This window comes from Pseudaeromonas pectinilytica, from assembly GCF_054780855.1.
Genome location: NZ_BAAGVN010000324.1, coordinates 1 through 21979 on the forward strand (window position 1 = coordinate 1; position 21979 = coordinate 21979).

Here is a 21979-nt window from a genome sequence, read left to right on the forward strand (position 1 = left end):
TGTCGGGTATTAGCTGGTCAAGGATGGCGATCATACCTCAGAAGCCGCGCCACGCCTCGCTCATACGAGGGGATGGTTAAGCCAACGAACAAATTGGCTTACCCGAGATTGTGCACTGCCACCCAGTGAAGGGGATCACATCCGAATCAGCAGACCAATCACGCCAGCTCGGAACTGAAAAACGTATAGGTATTTTTACCGCGTTTCTTCGAGGCATACATGGCGACATCCGCCTGGTGAATTAATACTTCATAGTCGTTGATGTCAGCCGACGACACACTAATACCGATGCTGGCACTGATGGCCACGGTATTTTCAGAAACCTCACCACCAATAGCCGAAATAAGCACCAGGAGGCGATCCAGAATGGAGCCAATATCAGTAGCACCCGGGGTGACTAATAACGCCAGGGCAAACTCATCGCCACCCAGACGAGCGACTTGATCGCCGAGGCGGGTTTCCCGGGTCAAGGCATCCGCCACTAACTTCAGCAATAAATCCCCCTGACTGTGGCCGAAAACATCGTTGATCTGTTTGAAATTATCCAAGTCCAACAGACAGAGGGCAATCTCATATTCACGCGCTGGTTGGTTCAGTAGAGCTTCGACCTTATCCTGGAAATAACGGCGATTATGCAATCCGGTCAAACTGTCAAAATTGGCTCGCAACTTTAATTCCCGACGTTGTAATTCCAAATTGGTATTTCTGATTTTTAAATTCGTGAAATTATTGACCCCACGATAAAAGGCCAAACTGATAACTCCAGTCAGCGTCAGCAGACATAGCAACAAAAAACTGGCCGTATTATCATAATGCATCGGCTCTCTGCTATATAACTCCAAAGTCCAATGTCGTCCCGGCATTGGAAAGTCATAACGAAACGTTCGTTGCGGTGGCGCCCCATATGTATCTTTCCGATTGATCGCAATCTGACGGTTCCCATCATCCTTATCAATCAAGCGCATAAAAAATTGACTCTGGCTCTCGTCACCAAACTCGGAGCGCATTAATACTTCAGGCGTCATTAACATCAGCAGAAAGCCCAAAAATTTTCCTGGTTTCTTACTGCTTTTGGGATGGGGAATATGGACCGGATGATAGATGGCAATCATGGCAGCACCATGCGGATCTGTTAATTCAGAAAACACTGGCGTAGTAAATACCAAACCGCTATTCATCGCCGCCATCCGCAGCGCATGAATAAGCGGGCGGCCATTCAGATCAATACCCAATAAATTCGCTCCCTGCTCTCTGGGTTCGACATACATAATGGGGAAATAAAAGTTCCGTAATGGCGATGCTATTTGATGACGATCTGGATATTGAATATCAATAAAGCCGTGATCATGTCCCATTTCGTGCATTAGTGTCATTTCATATTTTTTACGCTCCTCGGCCAAGACATATGGTGTCCACATAACAGCCGAAATCTCTTGTTCATTCTTTATCAAATAGGATGCAAAGTTTTTAAATTCCTGTTGACTAACGAAATCAGAAACAACAAATAAAGCGGCAAATGAATTCAGGATTTGTGGTGCGCGAGTAAACAATAAACTAGCTCTGACACTCTGTTCATACGTCTCTTTCTGCAATTCAGCCAACATTTTGGCCTCATCACTTTTCCTTACCCCTTGATAGGTATAAATAGACAGCGCCATACCAGAGGCAAATATAATTACACTGAAAAACCACTGGAACAAACGTCGCTGTACCATGTATGCCCCCTTATAATTCTTATATCTCCATCCGGAGATTTTCATTTCTTCTTATTGACACATCACTGTTTATTAACTGGTTCTGCAACACGAGAGTCCCTCCGCTAATGGCATAGTGGTGAGCAGGTTAGGGAATGTCCAACAGCAAATCCAGAATGTGCAAAGCAATTATCATTTTGCGCATTCAGTGATGAAAGAATAACGGATCCAGAGGTATTCTGACCAACAATCAACGGCAATCAGCCTGTCCGATCCTCGGCAGCAGCCCCGGATATGCAGTTGATGCTGGTGTTCCCCCTGCCGCGCACAAGCAGCCAGCGGCGGGTCACAGCATCACGGATTAGTGATGGATGGATATGAAACCTGAATATGGATGTCGCAAGCGCCTCTCCCGCATCAGCCGTGGCCTGATGCTTCTCGCCTGTAGCCTGTTCTCGTCCCTGAGCTGGGCCGCACGGGTACCCTTGGCGGACTATTTTGTCGAAGGTTGGACCACCAAGGATGGCTTGCCCCACAACAGCATCAATACCATGGCGCAAACCACCGAGGGCTATCTGTGGTTTGGCACCTGGGAAGGAGTCGCACGCTATAACGGCCGGGAATTCAAACTCTATGAACGCAGCCCGCAGACCGGGTTGTTGGATTCCGGCATTCAATCATTACAGGCGCAAGCGGATGGCAGTCTATTGCTGGCCGGGGCGCGTGGCAGCCTGGTCAGCGTCACCGGCGATCGGTGGCAGCCCTATGCGCCTGCCGCCACCATGATCAATGCAGTGTGGAAGGATCGTCTGGGTAACCTGTGGCTGGCGATGGAGGGCAAGGGGGTGGTGATGCGTTCTATGGGTCGAGACGGCCAGTACAACGACGGCCAGCCGATCCTGACCCAGTTGAGCGCCTATCGCTTCGCCGAGGATGCGCAAGGGCGGGTGTGGATCGCCACCGATCGGGGCTTGTATGTGGTCGAGCAGCAGAAACCCCGCCACGTCCCCCTCCCCGGAGCGCTGCCAGCACCGCGGATCTTTACCCTGGTGCAGCAAGCCAATGGCCCCTTATTGCTAGGCACCGAGAAAGGTCTCTGGCGGCAAGAGGGCGATACCTTCAAACCGCTGGAGCCCGCCCTAGCCGATGCCGCCGTGACCAGCCTGTTGCTCGACGAACAGCAGGATCTCTGGATTGGCACCATGAATCATGGCATCTATCGCCTGAGCCCAGCCGGGCTGGAGCGCCTAGAAACCGAAACCGGGCTACTGAAGAACCGGGTGCTCTCCTTGCTGCAGGATCAGGAGCAGAACATCTGGATTGGCACCAACGCCGGACTGTTTCGGTTACGCGCCGCGCCGTTCACCACCCTGACCTCCCGCCAGGGACTCAGCGGTGACTATGTGCGCGCCGTGCTGGCCCACTCCGACGGCAGCGTGTGGGTGGGGACCAGCACCGGCTTGAGCCGCTGGCAGAACGGCCAGGTGACTCCCATCCCCTCGCCCGATGGCGATGCTCCCGTCTCGGTACTGAGTCTGGCCGAAGCAGCGGACGGTAGTGTCTGGGTCGGAACCTATACCAATGGCTTGCTGCATTGGCAGCACAACCGCCTGACGCCAGTCCGGGATCAGCGCTCGGGGCTCAGCAGCAATGAGATCCGCGCCCTGCTGGTCGATCAACACAGCAATCTCTGGCTGGGGACCGCCGCCGGTCTGGATCGACTGAGCGCCGATGGCCAGATCCGTCATTACACGGCGGCCGACGGCCTGCCCGCTGATTTTGTCATCTCACTGTACCAAGACGCCCGACAGCGGATCTGGGTCGGAACCGGAGTTGGGGTGGCGCTCTTCGAACAGGATCGTTTTACCGCCGTCCCCATCCACCAGCAGGAGGGTGCCGAATATGTGTTTGGCTTCTACGGCGAGCCCAATGGCATGTGGATGGCTACCGATCGGGGCCTGGTGCACTACCGCTTTGCCGATGGCCACCTGAGTGTGGTGGGCCGTGCCGCCGGTTTACCGGTCGATAAACTGTTTCAGGTGGTGCCCGATCAGCAAGGGGCCTTCTGGCTGACCTCGAACCGCGGCATGTTCCGCATCCAGCAGCAAGACGCCCGCGCCATCACCGAGGGCCGCGCCCAGCGGTTGCATGTTGAGGTGTTTGGCGAGAGCGATGGCCTGGTCAGTGCCCAAGCCAACGGCGGCTCCAATCCGGCGGCCACCCTGCTGCGCAGCGATGGCAGTGTCTGGATGGCCACCGCCCGGGGTGTGGCGCGGGTGCGCCCGGAACGCATCAATGATGCCGGCGAGACGCTGCTGCCCATCGTGATCGAAGCCATGGATGTGGATGGCCGCTCCCTCGCCCTGCGCCCGAACCTGGAATTACCGGCCGGGACCAGCCGGATCCGCATCCGCTACGCCGGCTTGGGGTATGTGATCCCGAGCCGCATCCTTTACCGCACCCAGTTGACCGGTTTCGATCCCCACTGGCTCGAGCGCAACCATGAAGCCAGCGCGGAATACACCAACTTGCCCCCGGGCTCCTATCAGTTCCAGGTCATGGCCAGCTACCCCCATGGCAAGTGGCAGGGCCAGCAAGCCAGCTTGCGGTTCACCATCCAGCCCTTCTTCTGGCAGCGCATCGAGTTTCAACTGCTGATGCTGCTGGGCGGTGGCTTGGTGCTGTGGCTGGTGGTGCAGTTCCGACTCCATACATTGCGCCGCAATGAGGCGCGCCTCACCCGCTTGGTGACGGAAAAAACCACCGCCTTGCAGGAGCAAGCCACGGCGTTTGAGCGTCAGGCGCGGGAGGATCAACTTACCGGGCTGGCCAACCGGCGGGCATTTGATGAACAACTGCTCACCGCCTTCAAGACGGCAAAAGAGCAACAAACACCCTTGGCGATGGCGATTGTCGACATCGATCACTTCAAACAAATCAACGACTGCTGGTCCCATGTCATCGGCGATCAGGCGATCTGTGCCGTGGCCAGAACCTTGCAGCACGCCATGCCCGACTCTGGGTTGTTGGCTCGCTGGGGCGGAGAAGAGTTTACCCTTATATTCCCGGGGCGCGATGCCCGCCAGGCACACGCCTGTTGTGAACGCATGCGTCAGCGAATTGCCGAGGCGGATTACACCCCCATCGCCACGGGCTTGCACTTGACCGCTAGTTTCGGCGTCTGCGATACCCACGCCATCACGCACTATCAGGAGTTGCTACGGTTGGCGGATCAGGCGCTGTATCAGGCCAAAGCTCATGGCCGCAATCGGGTGGTGTGCTGGCAGGAGACGCCGTTGGACTGAGGTTGCTAAGACAGGCGCTGATTCTGGCTCTGGCTTGGCCTGAGGATCTCTCAGGCCACATGAAGCAGTTAATGGGTCGGTGGGATCGGTGAAGAATGAGGTTTGAACGCCGTCTGCCATTCCTTCAACAGGGCCTCGGCCGCCGTGCGCTCACTGGGCGTCAGTTTTTCCCCCATCCGCACCCGGCAGGACTCGGCATCGGAGTAACCATTATGGACCGCCAGGGCGTACCACGCGTAAGCCTGCACCCAATCCTTGGGCACGCCAAAGCCATTGGCGTAACCGACGCCCACCTGAAATTGCGCCACCCCCTTGCCTTGCTCAGCCGCCCGCCGGTACCAGGCAACTGCCTGTTTATAATCCTTGGCCACCGTCTCGCCGGTGGCGTAGGCCGCCCCTAACAGGATCTGAGCGGTGACATCGCCCTGCTCACCGGCCTGCAGCGCCCAGTAGATGGCCTGTTTGTAATCAATGGCCACTCCTCGGCCGTAGGCATAGGCCACCGCTAGTGCGGATTGAGCCGCCACATCCCCTTGTTCCGCCGCTTTGCGATACCAGTACAGGGCCTGCCCCTCGTCTTTCACCACGCCGATGGCATTGGCATAGGCCGCACCCAGCTCGCGCTGAGCCAGTGGATGCTGTTGCTCGGCCGCCATATGCAGCCAAAAGGCTGCCTGCTCAGCGGATTTATCCCGTTGGAAGGCCTCAGCCACGGCAAACTGGGCGTCGACATTGCCCTGCACCGCCATGCGACGAAATGCCGCGATACCATCGTCGGCCGCCGCCAGCGGAACACTCACGCCCAGGCAGCACAGCCAGACCAGTACTCGGGTCACAGTGGATTCCTTCTTTCGCAATCAGGCCCATGCCCGATATTCAGTCGAGAGCCGCCAGCGCAACCACCGGCCAAGCGGGGGTCATCTGTTGTCATAGTTGCAGGGCGCTGGCTAGCCATTTTTTAAGCGCTATCAATGTATTACCTGTTGACGGCGCAAGATAGCAGCCAGATGGAGATGTTGAAGGTGGATCAAAAAACCGGCAGTTTGCACACCGATAGACCCGGCTCATCATGACCGCTGATCGCGCGCTACGGCATCGGGCGGCAGGGTTGGCGGTACACTCGAGGATGCGTCTGCTGCGGTTCCCGGCGTTACCACAGGCAGCGAATCGCCGTGGGGCAAGCTGAGCCAGCCATGTAATAACCCCGCCCGGCGCACCTTGCGTCGCCGGATACGCCAACGAACCAATCGCGACATCAGAGCTCCTCACCTGTGACCGAGAGTGACGGCCGTGTTCAACCTGACCGAACCCCGTAGCGGCCCGCCAGAACAACAACTCAGCGGCACGGCAGCGGTGTACTTCAGGTTTAGCATAGCCGTAACTCTCGTTACCCTGGTCCACTCATCTCGCCCTCGTCACGCGGGGTGGCGAGCGGTAACACAAAGTGCTGATAAAACCAGCCCAAACCCACCAGGCACAGCCCCAACCCGAGAAACGACGCTGCCCGGTAGAGGCCTTCCAGATCGGCCATATCCCAGAGGAATATTTTCAATACGGCCACCAGCAGGATCAACAGCGCCGCCTGACGCACCCGGGCGACGGCCAACCAGCCACCGAACAGCATCAGAACAATCGCCGTCAGCAGCCACACCGCCGAATAGCTGTACTGCTCACCATTGGAGACGGCAAACCCGGAGATATCGGCCCCCTGCCACCACTGCCGCACCATCAGGGTGAGATAGAGCATGCCGCTGAAGAACACAAACACCGCGCTGACCCGGCGCAGCCACTGCGGATGGGCCAGGAACACCAGCGCCAATACGCTCAGCAGAGTCGGGATCCCCCAGGCCAGCAGGGTCAGGTTCAGTATGGGCCATTCGCCCACCGAGGTCGTCACCCACAACGGATTAAACCACAGGCTGGATCCCAGCACCGTCATGGCCATCATCAGAATCAGCAACAGCGGTGAGGCGATGGCATACACCTGGGCCAGAGCACCGTTGAGCCGCGCCTTCCAACCATAGACCAGTGCCAGTCCACCCCATGTCACAGCATTGAGCGCAGCATCGGCCAGGGTGTAATCCCCATGCCAGGGATCGCCACCACTCAGCCAGTAGCGCCCCTCCAGCGTGAGCCAGAGGGTCAGCAATTGCACGCCGCCCGCCTCGAGCCAGGCGTTAGTGCTCGCCCCGGGACGGTGGGGCAGCCAGCGCGCCGCCAAAAAGAAGCAGATCACCGGAATGCCGTAACCATACAGGCTCCAGTGCAGCCCTAACCGTCCTTGCAGGGCGTAATCCAGCAACCAGGGATTAAGGGAAAGCCGGGCCACAATGACCATCGCCAGCCCTTTGAGCAGCCAATGGGGAACGAGATCGCCTTCTCGTTGCCCCAAGCGGGCCAAGCCTGCCAGTTGCAGCGCCAGAGCCAGTGTCAGGTTGGCATCGGCCAGCAGCATGATAAACACCAGAGTCAGAGCACCCTGACCACCGGCCAGCAGCGCGACCCGGGCACCATGAGACCAACGACCCCGCACCTCGGCCAGGGCGCTGAAGGCGACAAACAGCAGCAGCCCCTGCAGCGGCCATAGCAGGCTCTGATCGGCCCAGAAATCAGCGGCCCCGACCGGCGAGCGCCAGTAGAGCAGAGCCAGCATCGCCAGCGGCAGCACCACGACCCAAGAGGCCCAGAGTCCCCCGCGACGCGCCACGGTCAGCCACTGCAGTGCTAATACCGCCTGCAGACAGGCCAGCCCCATGCCCCAACGCCACAGCGGCCATAACTCCGGCCACGCCAGTTGGGCCCAGCCCATCTGACCCCACTGCTCGAGAGGCAGATGGTAGGCCCAGACACTGACCAGCACACCGCAACCGGCCAACCAGGGCAGCAAATCCAGGGCCGCAATCCGCCGAGCCAGCCCATGGGCCCCGACTCCGGCCCCTAGCAGCGCTAACCAACCGGCCAGCGGATAATCCAGAAACAGATGCAGACCGACCAGCAAGAGAGTCCCGATCACGGCAATCCAGTGGGCATCCTTGATGGCGGTCTGGCATTTGCGCCACTGCAAGGGCAGCCGCAGGGCCGTGCTCTGCAGGCGCCATCCCAAACCGGGCAGCGCGATAAAGGCATACAAGGAGAGCAGCAGATAGCCAAACACGAAGCTGCTTTCATCGCGATACAGACTCTGCGCCAGCAAGAACCAGAGGAAGTGCCCGACACAGGTGCCCCACCACAACCAGCGACGCTGCACCCGGAACTGCAGGCCCAAGGCGGCCAGCGACACCAGCGCGACATAGCTCAGTAGCCCGGTCAGGCTGCCCTGCCCGGTCGAGACCAGGGCTGGGACCAGATAACCACCGAGCAAGCCGAGCACCGCCAACAGGGGCCCTTGCAGTAAGGAGAGCGCCATGGCCAGCAACGACACCCCGGCCAGCAACACGAAGGCCAGACCGGGGGAGATCAGATCATAGAGTTCGAACGCCGTCAGCAGGCTGGCATACCAGGCGATCACCCCGCCACCGGCAAGCGCCGCCGGCACATAGTCGGCTTGTTGCCCCAGCCGCGGCAGCGCCAGCGGGGTTTCCCGCTGCCGTAACCACTCACTGCTCAGCACCAGAATCAATCCCAACACCAGTCCGGCAATCACCCGCCCGCTCGGCCCCAGCACACTGTGCTCGACACCGAATTTGACCAGGAATACCCCGCCCAACGCCAAGGCCACACCACCGACCCAGACCATCCAGCGCGAGGCGATATCCCGCTCCAGTCGTGCCGGTGTGCTTGGCGACGTCGCGGCAACTGGCGACTCGTCGGCACCGACTGACGCAACGGCAACCGGCGAAACAGCAACCGCCCGGGGATGAGCCGTCGAAGGTTCATCGTCTGTGACACTATCTGCCGTTGGCGGCTGCAAGGCTGTGGGTTGCGGCGCGATATCGGCTGCCAAAGCCGTAACCGGAGGTGCGATGGGCGACGCAGGAATGGATGAAACAGGCTCAGGCGCCGCTGACATGGCCGTTGCACCTGCGCTGGCCAACACCTCAGTCGCCCGATGCAATTGGGCTGCTCCTAGCCGCCCCGGCACCAGCGCCAGCGCTTGCTCCAGAGCCTGCAACTGCTGGCGCTGTTTGCGTAAATCCTGCTCCAGTGCCGACAGGCGACTGAGCGCAATCAGGCCGCAGATCGCCCCCGCCAACACCAGCAATACCAGTCCACCGACCAGCAGCATCAAACCATCCATGTCCCACTCCCGATAAGCCGGAGCGCTCCGGCATGCCAAGCTTCAGAGTATGACGCCCATCGTCGACCTGCAACACCAGGGGGGATCCCGATGCCCGGATCGCGATCCAGCCATGAAATAGCCAAACGAAACAACTACTTCATATGACGGTAAGCGTGGCCTGACGCATAATGGAAAAAATAGAAGGGAGTATTGGAATGAACCCGCTGACTGATCAATTGCTCGCCCGGCTCAATCGCGTGATCCTCGGCAAGCCCCATGAACTGCGGTTAGCCTTGTGCTGCCTGTTGGCTCGCGGCCATCTGTTGATTGAGGATCTGCCCGGCATGGGCAAGACCACCCTGGCCCACGCCCTCGCCACCTTGCTGGGGCTAGCCTATCAGCGCGTACAGTTTACCTCCGACATGTTGCCCGCCGACTTGTTGGGGCTGTCGATCTATGATCAGGCCAATGCCGCCTTTACCTTCCATCCCGGCCCGATTTTTACCCAGGTGTTGCTGGCCGATGAGATCAATCGCGGCAGCCCGCGCACCCAGAGCGCCCTGCTCGAAGCCATGGCCGAACGCCAGATCTCGACCGATGGCATCACCCGCACCCTGCCAGCGCCCTTTTTTGTCATCGCCACCCAGAACCCCCAGGACCAGGCCGGCACCTTCCCGCTGCCGGAATCCCAGCTGGATCGCTTCCTGATGCGCATCGAGCTGGGCTACCCCAGCAAGGAGGCCGAGTTGCAGATGTTATTGCTGCCGGAGCAAGAAGTACTGAGCCCACTGCTGGATAGCGCACAGTTGCAGGCCCTGCAACAGGCCGTCAGTCAGGTCAGCGCGGCCCCCGCATTTCTCGATTATCTGCTGGCGTTGGTCCAGGAGAGTCGCCGCAACGAGCTGGTACCCAATCCCTTGTCCCCCCGCGCCAGTCGCGCCCTGTTGGCGGCCGCCAAGGCCTGGGCCTTCCTGGCGAATCGGGATTATCTGTTACCCGAAGATCTGCAGGCGGTGTTTCCCGCCGTCGCCGAACACCGGCTACGCAGTGGCCCCAGCCGTCCCGGCAGCCAACAGAGCCTGAGCCACAAACTGCTGGCGCTGGTGGATCCGGTGCTATGATTCAGGCTGCACTCGCCAGGCTCTGGCAACCGCGGTGGCGTCGCTGGATCGAACGCCGCCTGCCTCCAGCCCCGCGGGTGCAACTGCACCACAGTACTCTGTTTATCTTCCCCAGCCGCTTTGGGGCTCTCTATCTGCTGATGGTCTTGATGCTCTACCTCTTAGGCACCAACTTTCAAAACAATTTGATCCTGGCCATGGCCCTGCTGCTGCTCAGCCTGTTTGTCACCTGCATCTGGCATTGCTATCGCAATCTGGCCGGGCTCGCCATCAGTGCCCTGTCGACAGATCCGCATTTTGTCGGCCAATCGTTGCGCTTCGCCGTGCAGCTCACCGCTGACGAGCGCCCACGCTATGCCATACAACTGAGTGCCGAGGGAAGCGCCGACGAGTTGTTACCCGAGCTGCAACAGCAAGGCACGTTGGGGGTCACCTTCCACCCCCAACGTCGTGGCTGGTTCAAGCCCGCTCGGCTGCGACTTGCCAGTCACTACCCATTAGGGTTGCTGCGCTGCTGGACCTTGCTGGATCTGCAGCAGCAGGCGCTGATCTATCCGGCTCCCATCGCAGGTCCCCTGCCGTTGAGTGCAGGGCCCGGAACGGACGAGGCGTCCGCCACCGACTCCGCCGCTGTGTTGCCGCGCCCCGGCCAGCACACCGGCAGCGATGAGCTAGTCGGTTTGCGTCCCTACCGTCCCGGCGAATCGCTCAGCCAGATCGCCTGGCGTCAGCAGGCCCAGGGTCGCGGTCTGTTCAGTAAGGAGTTCGCCGCCGAGCCTTGGCAACACCCTTGGCTGCGGCTGGCGCACACTCCGGGCCAGGATCTGGAGGAACAACTCAGCCGATTGAGCTATGCGGTGCTGCAATTGAGCCAACAACAGCAACGTTATGGTCTGGATCTGGGAGCCTGGCGTCTGGATCCAGCGTCCGGCGCCGGACAACGCCTGGCGGCACTGGAGGCATTGGCACTGTATGGCGACTCCCGCTATGGCCACTAGTCCCATGACGCCACCGACACCACGCAGCACCAACCGCTCGACTCTGGGCTGGATCAGTGCCAGCTATGGCTTGGCGGTCTTGCCTTTGTACTCCGAGCTCAGTCCGCTGATTTATGGCATTGCCCTGCTCGCTATCGGCTGGCGCTACGCCATCGAACAGGGTCGGAGCCGGATGCCCAGTCAGCGCCAGCTCAATGGGGCCGCCGTGCTGGGATCTCTGCTGATTGCCGTTCTCTCGCCGCAGCTGGGTCTGGTCGGCTCGATCTTCAACCTGCTGGTCATGGGCTGCACCCTGAAATTTCTGGAGTTCCGGCAACGTCGGGATCTGGGGCTGCATATCCTGGCGCTGTTTTTCCTGGGGGGCTTGAGCTTCGTCTATCACCAGCACTGGCTGGTGACCCTCTATTTGCTCACCAGCGTATTGCTCAATACCGCCGCCTTGCTCTCTCTCTATCTGCCAACCGGCCGCCGCGAACAACTGCGCCAGGCCTCGTTGCTGGTTGCCCAGAGCATTCCCCTGATGCTGGTGCTGTTTGTGATCCTGCCGCGGCTTGGCCCGCTGTGGCAGATGCCACAGACCCAAAGAGCCATCACCGGACTGGGAGAAGAGGTGAACCCGGAGAACATTACCGAGCTGACGCGCTCTAGCGAGTTGGTGTTCCGGGCCAGTTTTTCCGGCCCACCGCCGACCGAGCGCTACTGGCGCACTCTGATACATGAGTCCTTCGATGGCCATAGCTGGCGCATGAGCCCAGGCCTGCGTGACTGGCAGAATCAGCAGCAAAGCCGCCGCCACCAGCCCTGGCGGGCAACACCCAGCACTCAGCACTGGCAGGGAGCGAGCAGGGACTATCGGCTCTATACCGAACCGAGCAACCAGAGCTGGGTTTACACCCTGGCGCTCTCGAGCTCCCCCGATCAGACGCTGCTCGAGACTCCGGTACAGACCCTGATCAGTCCGACTCCGCTCACCCAAAAGCAACAGTTTGCCCTGCGCTACTTTCCCCAGCAGCCGAGCGAGCCGAAACTCAGCCCGCAACGCCGCCAGCAGAATCTGGCGCTGCCCGTGGACGGCAACCCGCAGGCGCGGGCCATGGCCGCCGGACTGCGACGGCAATTTCCCGACGACGATCAGGCGCTGCTACAGGCCGCCCTGCAGTACTTTCGCCAGCAACCCTTTTTCTACACCCTGAACCCGCCGCCGCTCTCCGGCGATAGCATCGATCAGTTCCTGTTTTCGACCCGGGCCGGATTCTGTGCCCACTACGCCAGCAGCCTGGCATTCATACTGCGGGCTGCCGGCATTCCGGCGCGGCTGGTCACCGGCTATCTGGGCGGTGAGTACCACCCGGAAGATGACTATATCAGCGTCCATCAATTTGATGCCCATGCCTGGGTCGAGGTGTGGCAACCCGGTGGTTGGCAACGAGTCGATCCGACCCTGATGGTGGCACCCGATCGGATCGAGCAAGGATTGGATGCCCTGATGCGAGATCAAGGCTTTCTAGCCGAAGATCCGTTGAGCCTCAATCGTTACCGGCATATAGCGCTGCTGAATAACCTGCGTCTGGCCCTCGCCAGCCTGGATTACCACTGGACCGTCTGGATCCTCAATTACGATGCCCAGGCACAAGAAGGTCTGTTCAAACACTGGTTTTCTTCCGGTATCGGTGGCCGCCTGCTCATCCTGCTGGGCGGTACCTTGCTGGCACTGGCAATTGCCATCATGCTGGGTTGGCTCTACCGGCGAAAAACGCCGCCAGACCCACTGCTGCATTTGTACCAACAAGCCTGCCAGTATCTGGCGCGAAGTGGCTCGCCGCGCCTACCTACAGAAACTCCCAACGCCTACCGGGATCGCCTGTTGCAACAGGACCACCCGGCAGCCGGAACACTCGAGCGGATCACCACCGCCTATCTGCATGGGCGATATGCCCATCCCGAAGATCAGGCGAAGGAGATCCCGACACTGCGTCGGTTGCTCCGGCAACTACGACGGCAGAGCCGTCGCCACAACCGCAGGAATTCTTGATGCGCATCACATTTTCAGGATACTCTAGCGTCAGATTTAACAAGTTATCAACATGATGGTGGAAATAGAAACATGGAACTGATGCAGAAGTGGGCCCACAAGATACTGGAATGGGGGCAATTGCTCGGCCTCATTGTCGTTGCCTGTGCCACCCTGGTCGCCATTAGCCACCAGATCTACACCATGGCCTTGGTGATGACGGTGACCCTGGCGGACTTGCTGCTGTTGTTTATCTATTTGGAAGTGCTGGCGATGGTCGCCATGTATCTGAAAATGGGTAAATTGCCGATCCGCATCCCCATCTATATCGCGATTGTCGCCCTGGCCCGCTATCTGATCCTGGACATGAAGGAGATGGATACTTGGCGACTGTTCGGCGTGGCGGGAACAGCACTGGTGCTGGCCATCAGCGTCTTCATCATCCGCTACGGCCATTACCGCTTTCCTTACCAGCCGGAAGATTAACGTCAAACGTCAGAAGACCAGGCTGACCAGTTCCCCTGCCTATCGCAGGGGAATTTCATGCCATGATCAATCGTTAAGACCTATTAATTAAAGTGGTATTAGCGATTTTATTCCCGTCATGGATCCCGCTACAGTGACCTTATCGACCACTTCTGGCCATAGACGATGAGGAAACCATCATGAGCATTCAAACCATCAATATCGGGATCCGCGAAGACGATCGGCACGCGATTGCACAAGGACTATCCGCCCTGCTGGCCGACACCTACACCCTCTATCTGAAGACTCACTACTTCCACTGGAACGTCACCGGTCCCATGTTCCAGACCTTGCACCTGATGTTTGAGACCCAGTACAACGAGTTAGCGTTGGCCGTCGACTCCATCGCCGAGCGCATTCGGGCGCTGGGGGTCCAGGCTCCGGGTACCTATCGGGAATTCATGGCATTGAGCTCGATTGAGGAGAGTGAGGGCGTACCCAAGGCCATCGAGATGATCAGCCAGCTGGTCGAAGGCCAGGAAGCCGTGGTGCGCACGGCCCGCTCGCTCTACGCACTAGTTGAGCAGGCCCACGATGAAGCCACCGCCGATCTACTGACCCAACGCATTCAGTTACACGAGAAAACGGCCTGGATGCTGCGTAGCCTGCTGGAATAACCAGCTTCTCTCCAACATGCATCACCCCTGGTTGGCATCCGGTGCCAACCAGGCGGATTTAAAATCAAACCACCCCAGATTATTCAGGCGAATTCCCCGCGCCTGGGCCGGTCCCTGCAACCGCAACCAGTGGTGAAACAGCGGTTGCAACCAACCGGCCCCGATCACCTCGGCCATCAAGTGTTCACTATCGAGCTGCTCGCAGCGCCAGGCCTGATGCCAGTGCTGTAACAACGCTATGTCGCCACCACTGATGGAACGCCGCAGCAGCGGGTTGCCCAATAGCCAGGTCCCGACACTCCAGAGACTGGGCGCGGCAAAGTTCACCGAGCCGAGCCAGAGATCCACTTCCGCCTCTCCTTGCTGCCAATCGGCGTAGGCTAATTCCACAAGCTCCAGCGTCACACCCTGCGCGGCCAACATGCTCTGCATCACCTCGGCTAACATCCGATACTCAGGTTGCTGTTCATAGTAAGCCAGCCGCAGTCGCCGCTCAGCAGTGACCACCGATACCGGCCAGGGCGGCATCGACTCACCTGGTGTTTGCTCATGCAGCCACTGGGGTAACAGACTGGCGGCGGGTGCCCAATAGCGACGGATCGCTAACGGCACCTGACTCATCAGGAGATAGGGATTGAGCTGAGCCTGGATCCAGCGCCGGGCTGGCGCCGTTTGCCAACAACTCGAGCGGCTATCACACAGCAAGAAATACCCACCCTGCTCCAGGACCATCTCCGCCGCAGGAGCGCCCGCATCCGGCTGCGGCGCCGTGATACCACTGGGCAATTCCCCGTGAACATCCAGCCCACAGACCTGACGCTCTCCCAGCTCCAGCTGTTCCGCCAAGGCGGGCAACATCCAGATATCCACTTCATCCAGCAGCGCACGCCAGCCGAAATAATCATCAAATGCCACCAGATGGAGATGAAAGCGATTATTCTCCTGCACCCGATAGGGGCCGGTACCCACCGGACGCGACGCAAAGTCAGCCCGGAGCTGCTGATCGGCAGGCAAAATCATCGCCATCACATCCGCCAGCAACCAGGGCAGACGGAGATCGTCACAACTCAACTCGATGCAGATCACTCGTTCCCCCTGGGCGCGGATGGCCGCCAGGTGCGCAAACAGCGGGTTTTGCTGCAACCGAGTCAGGGATGCGATGACATCCGCCACCTGCAACAGCCGCCCATCATGAAAACGTACCGCCGGACGTAAATAAAACCGCCAATGTCGGCCATCCTCGGAGTGCCAATGGTGGGCCAGGTCGGCCTCGATTTCCCCATTTTCCTCATTTATCCGGGTCAGGCCATTGAAGATCTGCCGCACCAGATGGGCCTCGGAACGCCGCAAGGGCAAACCCGGATGCAGATTCGGCATCGGCCGGTAATAGGGAACCCGTAACACTTGCCGCTCTTGCTGTTGCTTGTTGCCTAACTGTCGCAGCAACAGCGGCGTCAACTGCTCCGGCTCTGCCCCCAATAACCGTACCGCCTGCTCCACCAAGCCTTGCGCCAACAGGCTTTCCGCCTGATGTTGCCGCAACTGCTCCACGCCATAACGACAAATCAGGGTCGAGCGATGGCCGCGTCCTGCACTCGAGAGCCACTGGATCCAGCCCTCAGTCACCATCTGTCCGAGCAGGTTGCGCACATGCCGCCGCGTGCACACTAACAACTCGGCCAACGCCTGCAGTGTGGTCTCGGCGGCTTGCTCACCAAAGTGAGTACGCAGTTTAAGGTACTGCTGCTCCAGACGTGGGGATGGCATAAAAGAGGAACCTTATTTTAATAAAGTCAGCAATTTTTAGATTCCCCTATTAAAGCCATGCTGATGTCGAAACACAAGGGCAGCACGGCACCCACCCTCTGCTGCTTATCCCTGAGTAACAAGGAGATCATCATGTATCGAGCAAATGCGACGCAACTGGCCGGATTTTTTCAGCGCTTTCTACTACAACAACAGCAGGGGTGGGGCCAACCTCGCTGGGCACTTCAAGAGCTGGAACGGCTGATGCAATGGCAATAGCTACAGATGCCCGCCCCGTTTTATAAGCATCACTGGTAACTCAACAAGGAGATAAGATGCACATCGAACATGTCGCGATTTGGTGTCAGGATCTGGAGCGGATGCGTGATTTTTATCAGCACTACTTTGCCGGTCAAGCGAACACCAAATACACCAATGCCAGGGGCTTCAGCTCCTATTTCCTCGAATTCGACACCGGATGTCGACTGGAGTTAATGCAGTGGCAAGAGGTAACCGAGCTAAAAAATGAGCCACAGCGGCAATTTATCGGTCTGGGACACCTCAGCTTTGCACTGGGCAGTTGCGAGGCGGTCGATGCCTTGACCCAACGCTTGGTGACCGACGGTTATACGCTGCTGAGCGGACCTCGCACCACGGGCGATGGCTATTACGAGAGTTGTTTGCTGGATCCGGAGCTCAATCGTATCGAATTGAGCCGTTGAGCTACGGATAGAGGTCGATACGCCGTTTCACTATGCTATCGCGATGTTGGCGAATCAATTGCCACCACTGCTCGCACACCGACGCATTGTTCTGGCAAAACGCTTTGCTAAACACCAGGAAGTAATCACGCTCCAGCAGCGATTCGCCTGAACGGCGGATCTCGTTTTGCCAGCCCAGGCTGCGGATCAATCGCCCCGTTGGCTCTCCGGGGCCAACCACCAAATCCAGGCGACCCATTTTCAGCTTTTCCAGATTTTGCTCGGCCGTCCGGGTCGCCTCATAAGGAATGCCTTGTTGGAACAGGATCCCGGCAATGGCGGACTCTTTCAACACGCCGATCCGGTATTGCTTCAAGCCATCTAAACCATGACCTAAACCGTGAGGAATAAAATCAGGACGGCTAAATAAATAGTAACTCACCCGATACAGGCGGAAGGAGGGATCCGGAAGTGCGGTACCCTCCTGAGATATCGGAGGGTAAGCCAGGTACTCGGCCCGATCCGCGGTGAATGAATAGCCAATAGCACCATCCAGATGCTTCAACTCCAACTCATGCAGCAGTCGCTTCACCGGCATTCGCTGCAACTGGACCTGGATACCCAGCATTTGCGCCGTCTGCAGCACCACATCGATCGCCAGACCAGGCTCGATATCCGTCAAACGTCCCTGCCCCATCTGGTAGGGTGGAAAAGCTTGATCGCCGTAGGCTAGCGACACATCCTGAGCCAGGCTGTAACAGGGAAAAAGCCATAATAACCAGCTGAAAGAACAGCGAAATATCCTCGACATGCCATCGCCTCCCGCACACCAAACTGATCCAAGTGTAGGTGATGTCCTCTGCCCGGCAGCACTCATCGGTAAAAACGCCAGCCAGGACACAAAAGAAAGGGGAGCCCAAGGCTCCCCTACGTATCGGCTCACCGCTTTCATAGCGGATAGGGCGGTGAAATAAAGCCCTGATAACCATCGACAAAGAGTTTGGACAACGCCTGTACCTGCTCCTGACTCTCCACGCGGGTGGCAATAGTGACAATGCCAGCGTTATGGGCAGCACGGCATACCGCCGACAAGAAGGCTTGATCGCCCTCCTCCTTCAGCACCATGCCGGTATAACCGTGATCGACTTTGACGTAGGCTGGCGTCAAGGCCTCCAGATAATCCAGAGACTGGAAGTTGCGGCCATATTGGTCGACGCCCCAACCGAATCCATGCTGGCGCACAATGCCGAGCAAGTTCTCAACTTGACTTCGGGAGTGCAAGATCGCCGACTCAGGTAACTCGAAATAGAGACGCCCCGCCAGCAATGGATGCTGCTGCAGGTAGTCGGCCAGCCAATCGGCAAACGGCGCAGAGGAGATTGAGGTCAGTGTCAGGTTGATGGCCAACTTCAGATCCAGATTCTTCTCCAGCTGTTTCCCCACCTGCTGCAACACATAGCGGTCAAAATCAGCCCCCAGTTTGAACTGCTCGACCGCCGGCATAAATTGCCCGGCAAAGTAATCCTCACCATCGCGGTGAATACTGGTGAACAGCTCGGCATGATGGGGTTTTTGACTGGCCAGCAAAATGGCAGGCTGTACTTTGAAACGAAACAGTCCGTGATGCAGAGCCTCCGCCAACAAGTCACGCCAGGCAATGCGTCCCATGCCATCACTCTTATCGCGACTATCGATGACGACCGAACTGCGGCGATCACTCCGGGCGTGACGCAGGGCGTTGTCCGCCTTGGTCAACATCATGGAGAGATCATCGTCCCCTTCGCGCGGGGCAATACCAATCACCGAGATCGCCTGTTCACGCTCCATGGGGTTGACCACCAACTCGGCAATGAAGCGATTGATTAACTCACCGACTTCGACCAGCTCCTGCATCTCGAGGCCGGGAAGCAGTACGGCATATTCGGTGGCAGAGATCCGCGCTACAGCGCTGCCATCAAAGTCCCGCAATGCATCTTGTAAGGTGGTCGCCACGGCTTTGACCATGCTGTCACGAGCGGCAAAACCTTCCTCGCGGTAGATATCATCCAGCATATCGACCGCAACCAGCATGACACCACCACGTCCGGATTCCGCAATCCAGGCATTCACCTGGCCCATGAAATAGGCACGATTACCCAATCCGGATACCGCATCTCGAAAAGCGCGCTCACGCATTTGCGAGGCGGCTTCTGCTTGCTCTTTAAACTGCACCGCCAGTTTACTGGCCAGGGTATTAATCGACTGGACAACCTGCCGCAATTCCAGAGTGCGAGGCAGCGGGATCGCCTGACCAAAATGATGTTTTTCAATCTCGACCGCCTGATCACAAATTTGATCTAGTGGCTTCAACAAATAACGCAACGCTCGAGTGAGCAAGATGATGACGACGAGAAAGGTAATAACAAAAGAGACCAGTAATCGGCTCATGCCTTGCCAGAGTTCGTAATAGGCTTGCCCTGGATTACCTTCAATTTGCAATTTACCCAGCTGTAACCAACCGGAGGTCAAAATGGAATCGAATTTGACACTGCGAAATAAACCTAGCGAGGTAAACCATTCCGGAACACCCGCCACGGTGGCGCTATTTTCTCGTTGGATCACACTCTGGCTAGCCAGCAATTCCAATCTGAACTTGCGATAAAATCCACCATCGAACGCGGCATTGATCACCGATTCGGCTCCTACTTTATCACCCGCCTCCAGATAAGGTGTCAGCGCCAGCCCTAACGAGTTCGCCGTACTGGTGATGGAGAGTTCCAGCTGTTGGGCTAAATAATCCCGCGTAGAATTAAACTGTACCCAATAAGCAGCCACGAAAAGCACAGCAAATAGAACCAGCATGGTTGCCATCAGTTGTCTATATAAGGTCATATCTCAATCATCCAGATTTATTTTTGGACGCTTCAGTTGCTCACGACTGAAACGACTACGCAGGTCATTCCACAATGCCAAACGTGAAGAGCTACCCGCCAATTGCCCCTGACCTCGTTCTTTCATTAGCCACAGGTGAGAACCATTGAAGCTAAAAACCGGAACTAAATCCTTTCGCTTGGTGGCCGGTTTGATGACCCCATCTATATTATCGAGGATCACAGGCACCGCGGCCGGAGTCGGGTAATAAGCAACCACCATATGAAATTGCTGATAAGTTAATGCCTTGACATACACCATCCGCAATTTTTCATCCGGCACACCCAACTCAATCAAGCTGAAATACTTGGCGATACTGTAATCTTCGCAATCACCACCGCCCGCACCAATAAACTCCATCGGTGCTGCCCAGTAGTCATCTCGCCCCCACAACACTACATCATTCAAAAACGTCAGCTGGTTAAAGAAACGATTCACTTCAGCCAGACTTTTCTGCTCGTTCCAACGTTCCTGTTTGCCTCTCATCACCAACTCTCGCCAACCTTGCATCCGCTTCCCCGCTCGGGAACCGTAAAAGTCAGCCACGGTTTTAACCGCTAATTGGTCATCTTGTGCCAGTGGCACGGCAAACAGCAACCCTGGCAATAGACAAGCTATTGTCAGTAAGCGCGTGATCCTGGGTGCTGCCCATTTGCGTGGCCTCATCATTCTTCTCGACGCTACTCCTGGCGAGCCTTGGTACACAATGACGACGTCAACGAGCCCCCGGGCTGCAGAGGACGGCAGGTGAAACACCTGCCATATCTGCACACCTTAACCGCCCTTTGTATCAGTTCCACTCCGCCGGTTTTTGAACTTTCAGAGAATCCAGTAAGGTCCCTGTGGCATTCAAAATACGGTACTGCGCAAACAGTTCATCATATTGGGTACCGATCAAACTACTACGCGCTTCAAACAGTTCGTTTTCTGTGTTCAGCACATCGAGTAACGTTCTTTGTCCCAAGGTGAATTGCTGCTTGTAGGCCCTGACGGACTCATAGCTGTATTCGACATGTTGTTGCTGGTAGTTTTTCTGGCTCTTGAGTGATTCCAGCGCCTGCCAAGCCAGCCGGGTACCCTCTTCTACCTGACGGTAGGCATTCTGATGAATGTCTTTGGCCTGAGAGTAGAGTGCCGAGGTGGACTTGCTTCTGGCATCATCGGCACCACCGTTGAACAGGTTATAACGTACCCGCAACATGGCACTGAGTTCATCGCTACTGCCTTCGTCGCCGTTGGCATCGGTATACCAACTCTGACCAGCCTCGACAGACACCTTCGGATAGAAGTTGGCCTTGGCGCCTTCATGTTGGAAATTGGCCGCATTGATATCTTCCAATGCAGAAAGCAGGACCGGATTGTTGGCGGTCGCCTTCTTCAAGGCTTCGTCCAAATTGGCTGGCATCACCACTGAGTCAGTCGTCGGTTCCACCAGATCGGTCGGTTCGCTGTTGACCACCCGCAGGTACTCGGCGCGAGCATCATCCAGATTGTTTTGTGCTGCAGCCATATTCGAATAGGCCCGGGCAACCCGTCCCTGAATTTGACTCAAGTCGGCGGAAGAACCAACTCCGGAGGTAGTCCGTTTAGTGATATCCGAGAGGATCTGTTCGTGTGTTGCAAGATTATCTTTCGATAAATCAAAGATTTCCTGCTGACGCATCATATTCAGATACACTTCCGCTACCCGCAGGGCCGTATTCTCGGCAGTAGCCTGCAGACTCAACTTCTGAGCTTTGGCTTCGGCATCGGTACGATCCACATTGCTGCTGGTATCAAAGCCGTCAAACAGCATCTGCGACAAGGTGATGCTGGCATCTTTGCGAGTCAGATCCGACCGCTCGGTGCTGCCCACATCCTTGATGCGCTCGGGACCAATTCCGGCGCTGGCATCCAGTTTTGGATAATATCCGGCTTTGGCTTCATCAATCTGATACATGCGTGATTGATACAAGTCATAAGCCTCCTTGATTTGCGGATGAGTCAGCAGGGCTTGCGAGACCGACTCCTCCAGGGTCTGCGCACTGACGAGCTGTCCGCAGCCCATAGCACCTGTCTATTGATCAGATCTTGATCCCCTGTGCCATCAAATCCTTGGCGGCAAGAAAGCCATCCAGTTTACTTTGCAGGGC

17 protein-coding genes are annotated in these 21979 nt (G+C 57.6%); 8 read left to right on the forward strand and 9 right to left on the reverse strand.

What is annotated here, in order from left to right; all coding sequences use genetic code 11:
- Positions 1 to 158: 158 nt before the first annotated feature.
- Entirely contained in the window at positions 159 to 1715 is a 1557-nt protein-coding gene (locus tag ACYVG7_RS13980; RefSeq protein ID WP_460883701.1) for a diguanylate cyclase domain-containing protein, read from the reverse strand.
- Positions 1716 to 2065: 350 nt separating this feature from the next.
- Here ACYVG7_RS13980 and ACYVG7_RS13985 point away from each other — a divergent pair, with 350 nt between their 5' ends.
- Positions 2066 to 4999, forward strand: coding sequence for a two-component regulator propeller domain-containing protein (locus ACYVG7_RS13985; RefSeq protein WP_460883702.1), 2934 nt, complete (start codon positions 2066 to 2068; stop codon positions 4997 to 4999).
- A 68-nt stretch (positions 5000 to 5067) separates the two neighbouring features.
- Here ACYVG7_RS13985 and ACYVG7_RS13990 read toward each other — a convergent pair whose 3' ends face one another.
- The 3 genes from ACYVG7_RS13990 to ACYVG7_RS14000 all read right to left on the reverse strand — a co-directional run bounded on the left by ACYVG7_RS13990 (position 5068) and on the right by ACYVG7_RS14000 (position 9236).
- Complete coding sequence (locus ACYVG7_RS13990; RefSeq protein WP_460883703.1) at positions 5068 to 5835, reverse strand: tetratricopeptide repeat protein; 768 nt, start codon at positions 5833 to 5835, stop codon at positions 5068 to 5070.
- Between the two features lie 231 nt (positions 5836 to 6066).
- The gene (locus ACYVG7_RS13995) at positions 6067 to 6255 is read right to left on the reverse strand and encodes a hypothetical protein (RefSeq protein WP_460883704.1); all 189 of its coding nucleotides are present in this window, start codon (positions 6253 to 6255) and stop codon (positions 6067 to 6069) included.
- A 131-nt stretch (positions 6256 to 6386) separates the two neighbouring features.
- Positions 6387 to 9236, reverse strand: coding sequence for a DUF2339 domain-containing protein (locus ACYVG7_RS14000; RefSeq protein ID WP_460883705.1), 2850 nt, complete (start codon positions 9234 to 9236; stop codon positions 6387 to 6389).
- Between the two features lie 197 nt (positions 9237 to 9433).
- Between ACYVG7_RS14000 and ACYVG7_RS14005 the strand changes: the two genes are divergently transcribed.
- From ACYVG7_RS14005 to ACYVG7_RS14025, 5 genes are all read left to right on the forward strand, one after another.
- Entirely contained in the window at positions 9434 to 10339 is a 906-nt protein-coding gene (locus ACYVG7_RS14005) for an AAA family ATPase (protein ID WP_460883706.1), read from the forward strand.
- A complete protein-coding gene (locus ACYVG7_RS14010; protein ID WP_460883707.1) occupies positions 10336 to 11337 on the forward strand; it encodes a DUF58 domain-containing protein in 1002 nt (333 codons plus the stop codon). The genes ACYVG7_RS14005 and ACYVG7_RS14010 overlap by 4 nt, the downstream gene beginning before the upstream one ends.
- Positions 11327 to 13369, forward strand: a complete 2043-nt coding sequence (locus ACYVG7_RS14015) for a transglutaminase TgpA family protein (RefSeq protein ID WP_460883708.1) — start codon at positions 11327 to 11329, stop codon at positions 13367 to 13369. Before ACYVG7_RS14010 ends, ACYVG7_RS14015 begins: the two co-directional genes overlap by 11 nt.
- A 72-nt stretch (positions 13370 to 13441) precedes the next feature.
- The gene (locus ACYVG7_RS14020; protein WP_460883709.1) at positions 13442 to 13834 is read left to right on the forward strand and encodes a phosphate-starvation-inducible protein PsiE; all 393 of its coding nucleotides are present in this window, start codon (positions 13442 to 13444) and stop codon (positions 13832 to 13834) included.
- Between the two features lie 179 nt (positions 13835 to 14013).
- Positions 14014 to 14490 (forward strand): Dps family protein, encoded by a 477-nt coding sequence (locus ACYVG7_RS14025; protein ID WP_460883710.1) that lies wholly within the window; start codon positions 14014 to 14016, stop codon positions 14488 to 14490.
- 21 nt (positions 14491 to 14511) lie between these two features.
- Here the strand turns inward: ACYVG7_RS14025 and sgrR are convergent, their stop codons facing one another.
- Positions 14512 to 16257, reverse strand: coding sequence for an HTH-type transcriptional regulator SgrR (gene sgrR, locus ACYVG7_RS14030; protein ID WP_460883711.1), 1746 nt, complete (start codon positions 16255 to 16257; stop codon positions 14512 to 14514).
- A 132-nt stretch (positions 16258 to 16389) separates the two neighbouring features.
- On the opposite strand from sgrR, the gene ACYVG7_RS14035 reads away from it, so the two are divergent.
- Both ACYVG7_RS14035 and ACYVG7_RS14040 read left to right on the forward strand, forming a co-directional pair.
- Entirely contained in the window at positions 16390 to 16515 is a 126-nt protein-coding gene (locus ACYVG7_RS14035) for a hypothetical protein (RefSeq protein ID WP_460883712.1), read from the forward strand.
- A 56-nt stretch (positions 16516 to 16571) separates the two neighbouring features.
- On the forward strand, positions 16572 to 16958 hold the full coding sequence (locus tag ACYVG7_RS14040) for a VOC family protein (protein ID WP_460883713.1): 387 nt from the start codon (positions 16572 to 16574) through the stop codon (positions 16956 to 16958).
- Between the two features lies 1 nt (position 16959).
- On the opposite strand, the gene ACYVG7_RS14045 is transcribed toward ACYVG7_RS14040, so the two are convergent.
- From ACYVG7_RS14045 to ACYVG7_RS14060, 4 genes are all read right to left on the reverse strand, one after another.
- Positions 16960 to 17748 carry a type 2 periplasmic-binding domain-containing protein gene (locus tag ACYVG7_RS14045; protein ID WP_460883714.1) on the reverse strand — a complete coding sequence of 263 codons (789 nt, stop codon included), beginning with the start codon at positions 17746 to 17748 and terminating at the stop codon, positions 16960 to 16962.
- 137 nt (positions 17749 to 17885) lie between these two features.
- Positions 17886 to 19808, reverse strand: a complete 1923-nt coding sequence (locus tag ACYVG7_RS14050) for an EAL domain-containing protein (protein WP_460883715.1) — start codon at positions 19806 to 19808, stop codon at positions 17886 to 17888.
- A 3-nt stretch (positions 19809 to 19811) separates the two neighbouring features.
- Positions 19812 to 20513, reverse strand: a complete 702-nt coding sequence (locus ACYVG7_RS14055; protein ID WP_460883717.1) for a transglutaminase-like cysteine peptidase — start codon at positions 20511 to 20513, stop codon at positions 19812 to 19814.
- Between the two features lie 124 nt (positions 20514 to 20637).
- Complete coding sequence (locus tag ACYVG7_RS14060; RefSeq protein ID WP_460883716.1) at positions 20638 to 21894, reverse strand: TolC family outer membrane protein; 1257 nt, start codon at positions 21892 to 21894, stop codon at positions 20638 to 20640.
- Between the last annotated feature and the right edge of the window lie 85 nt (positions 21895 to 21979).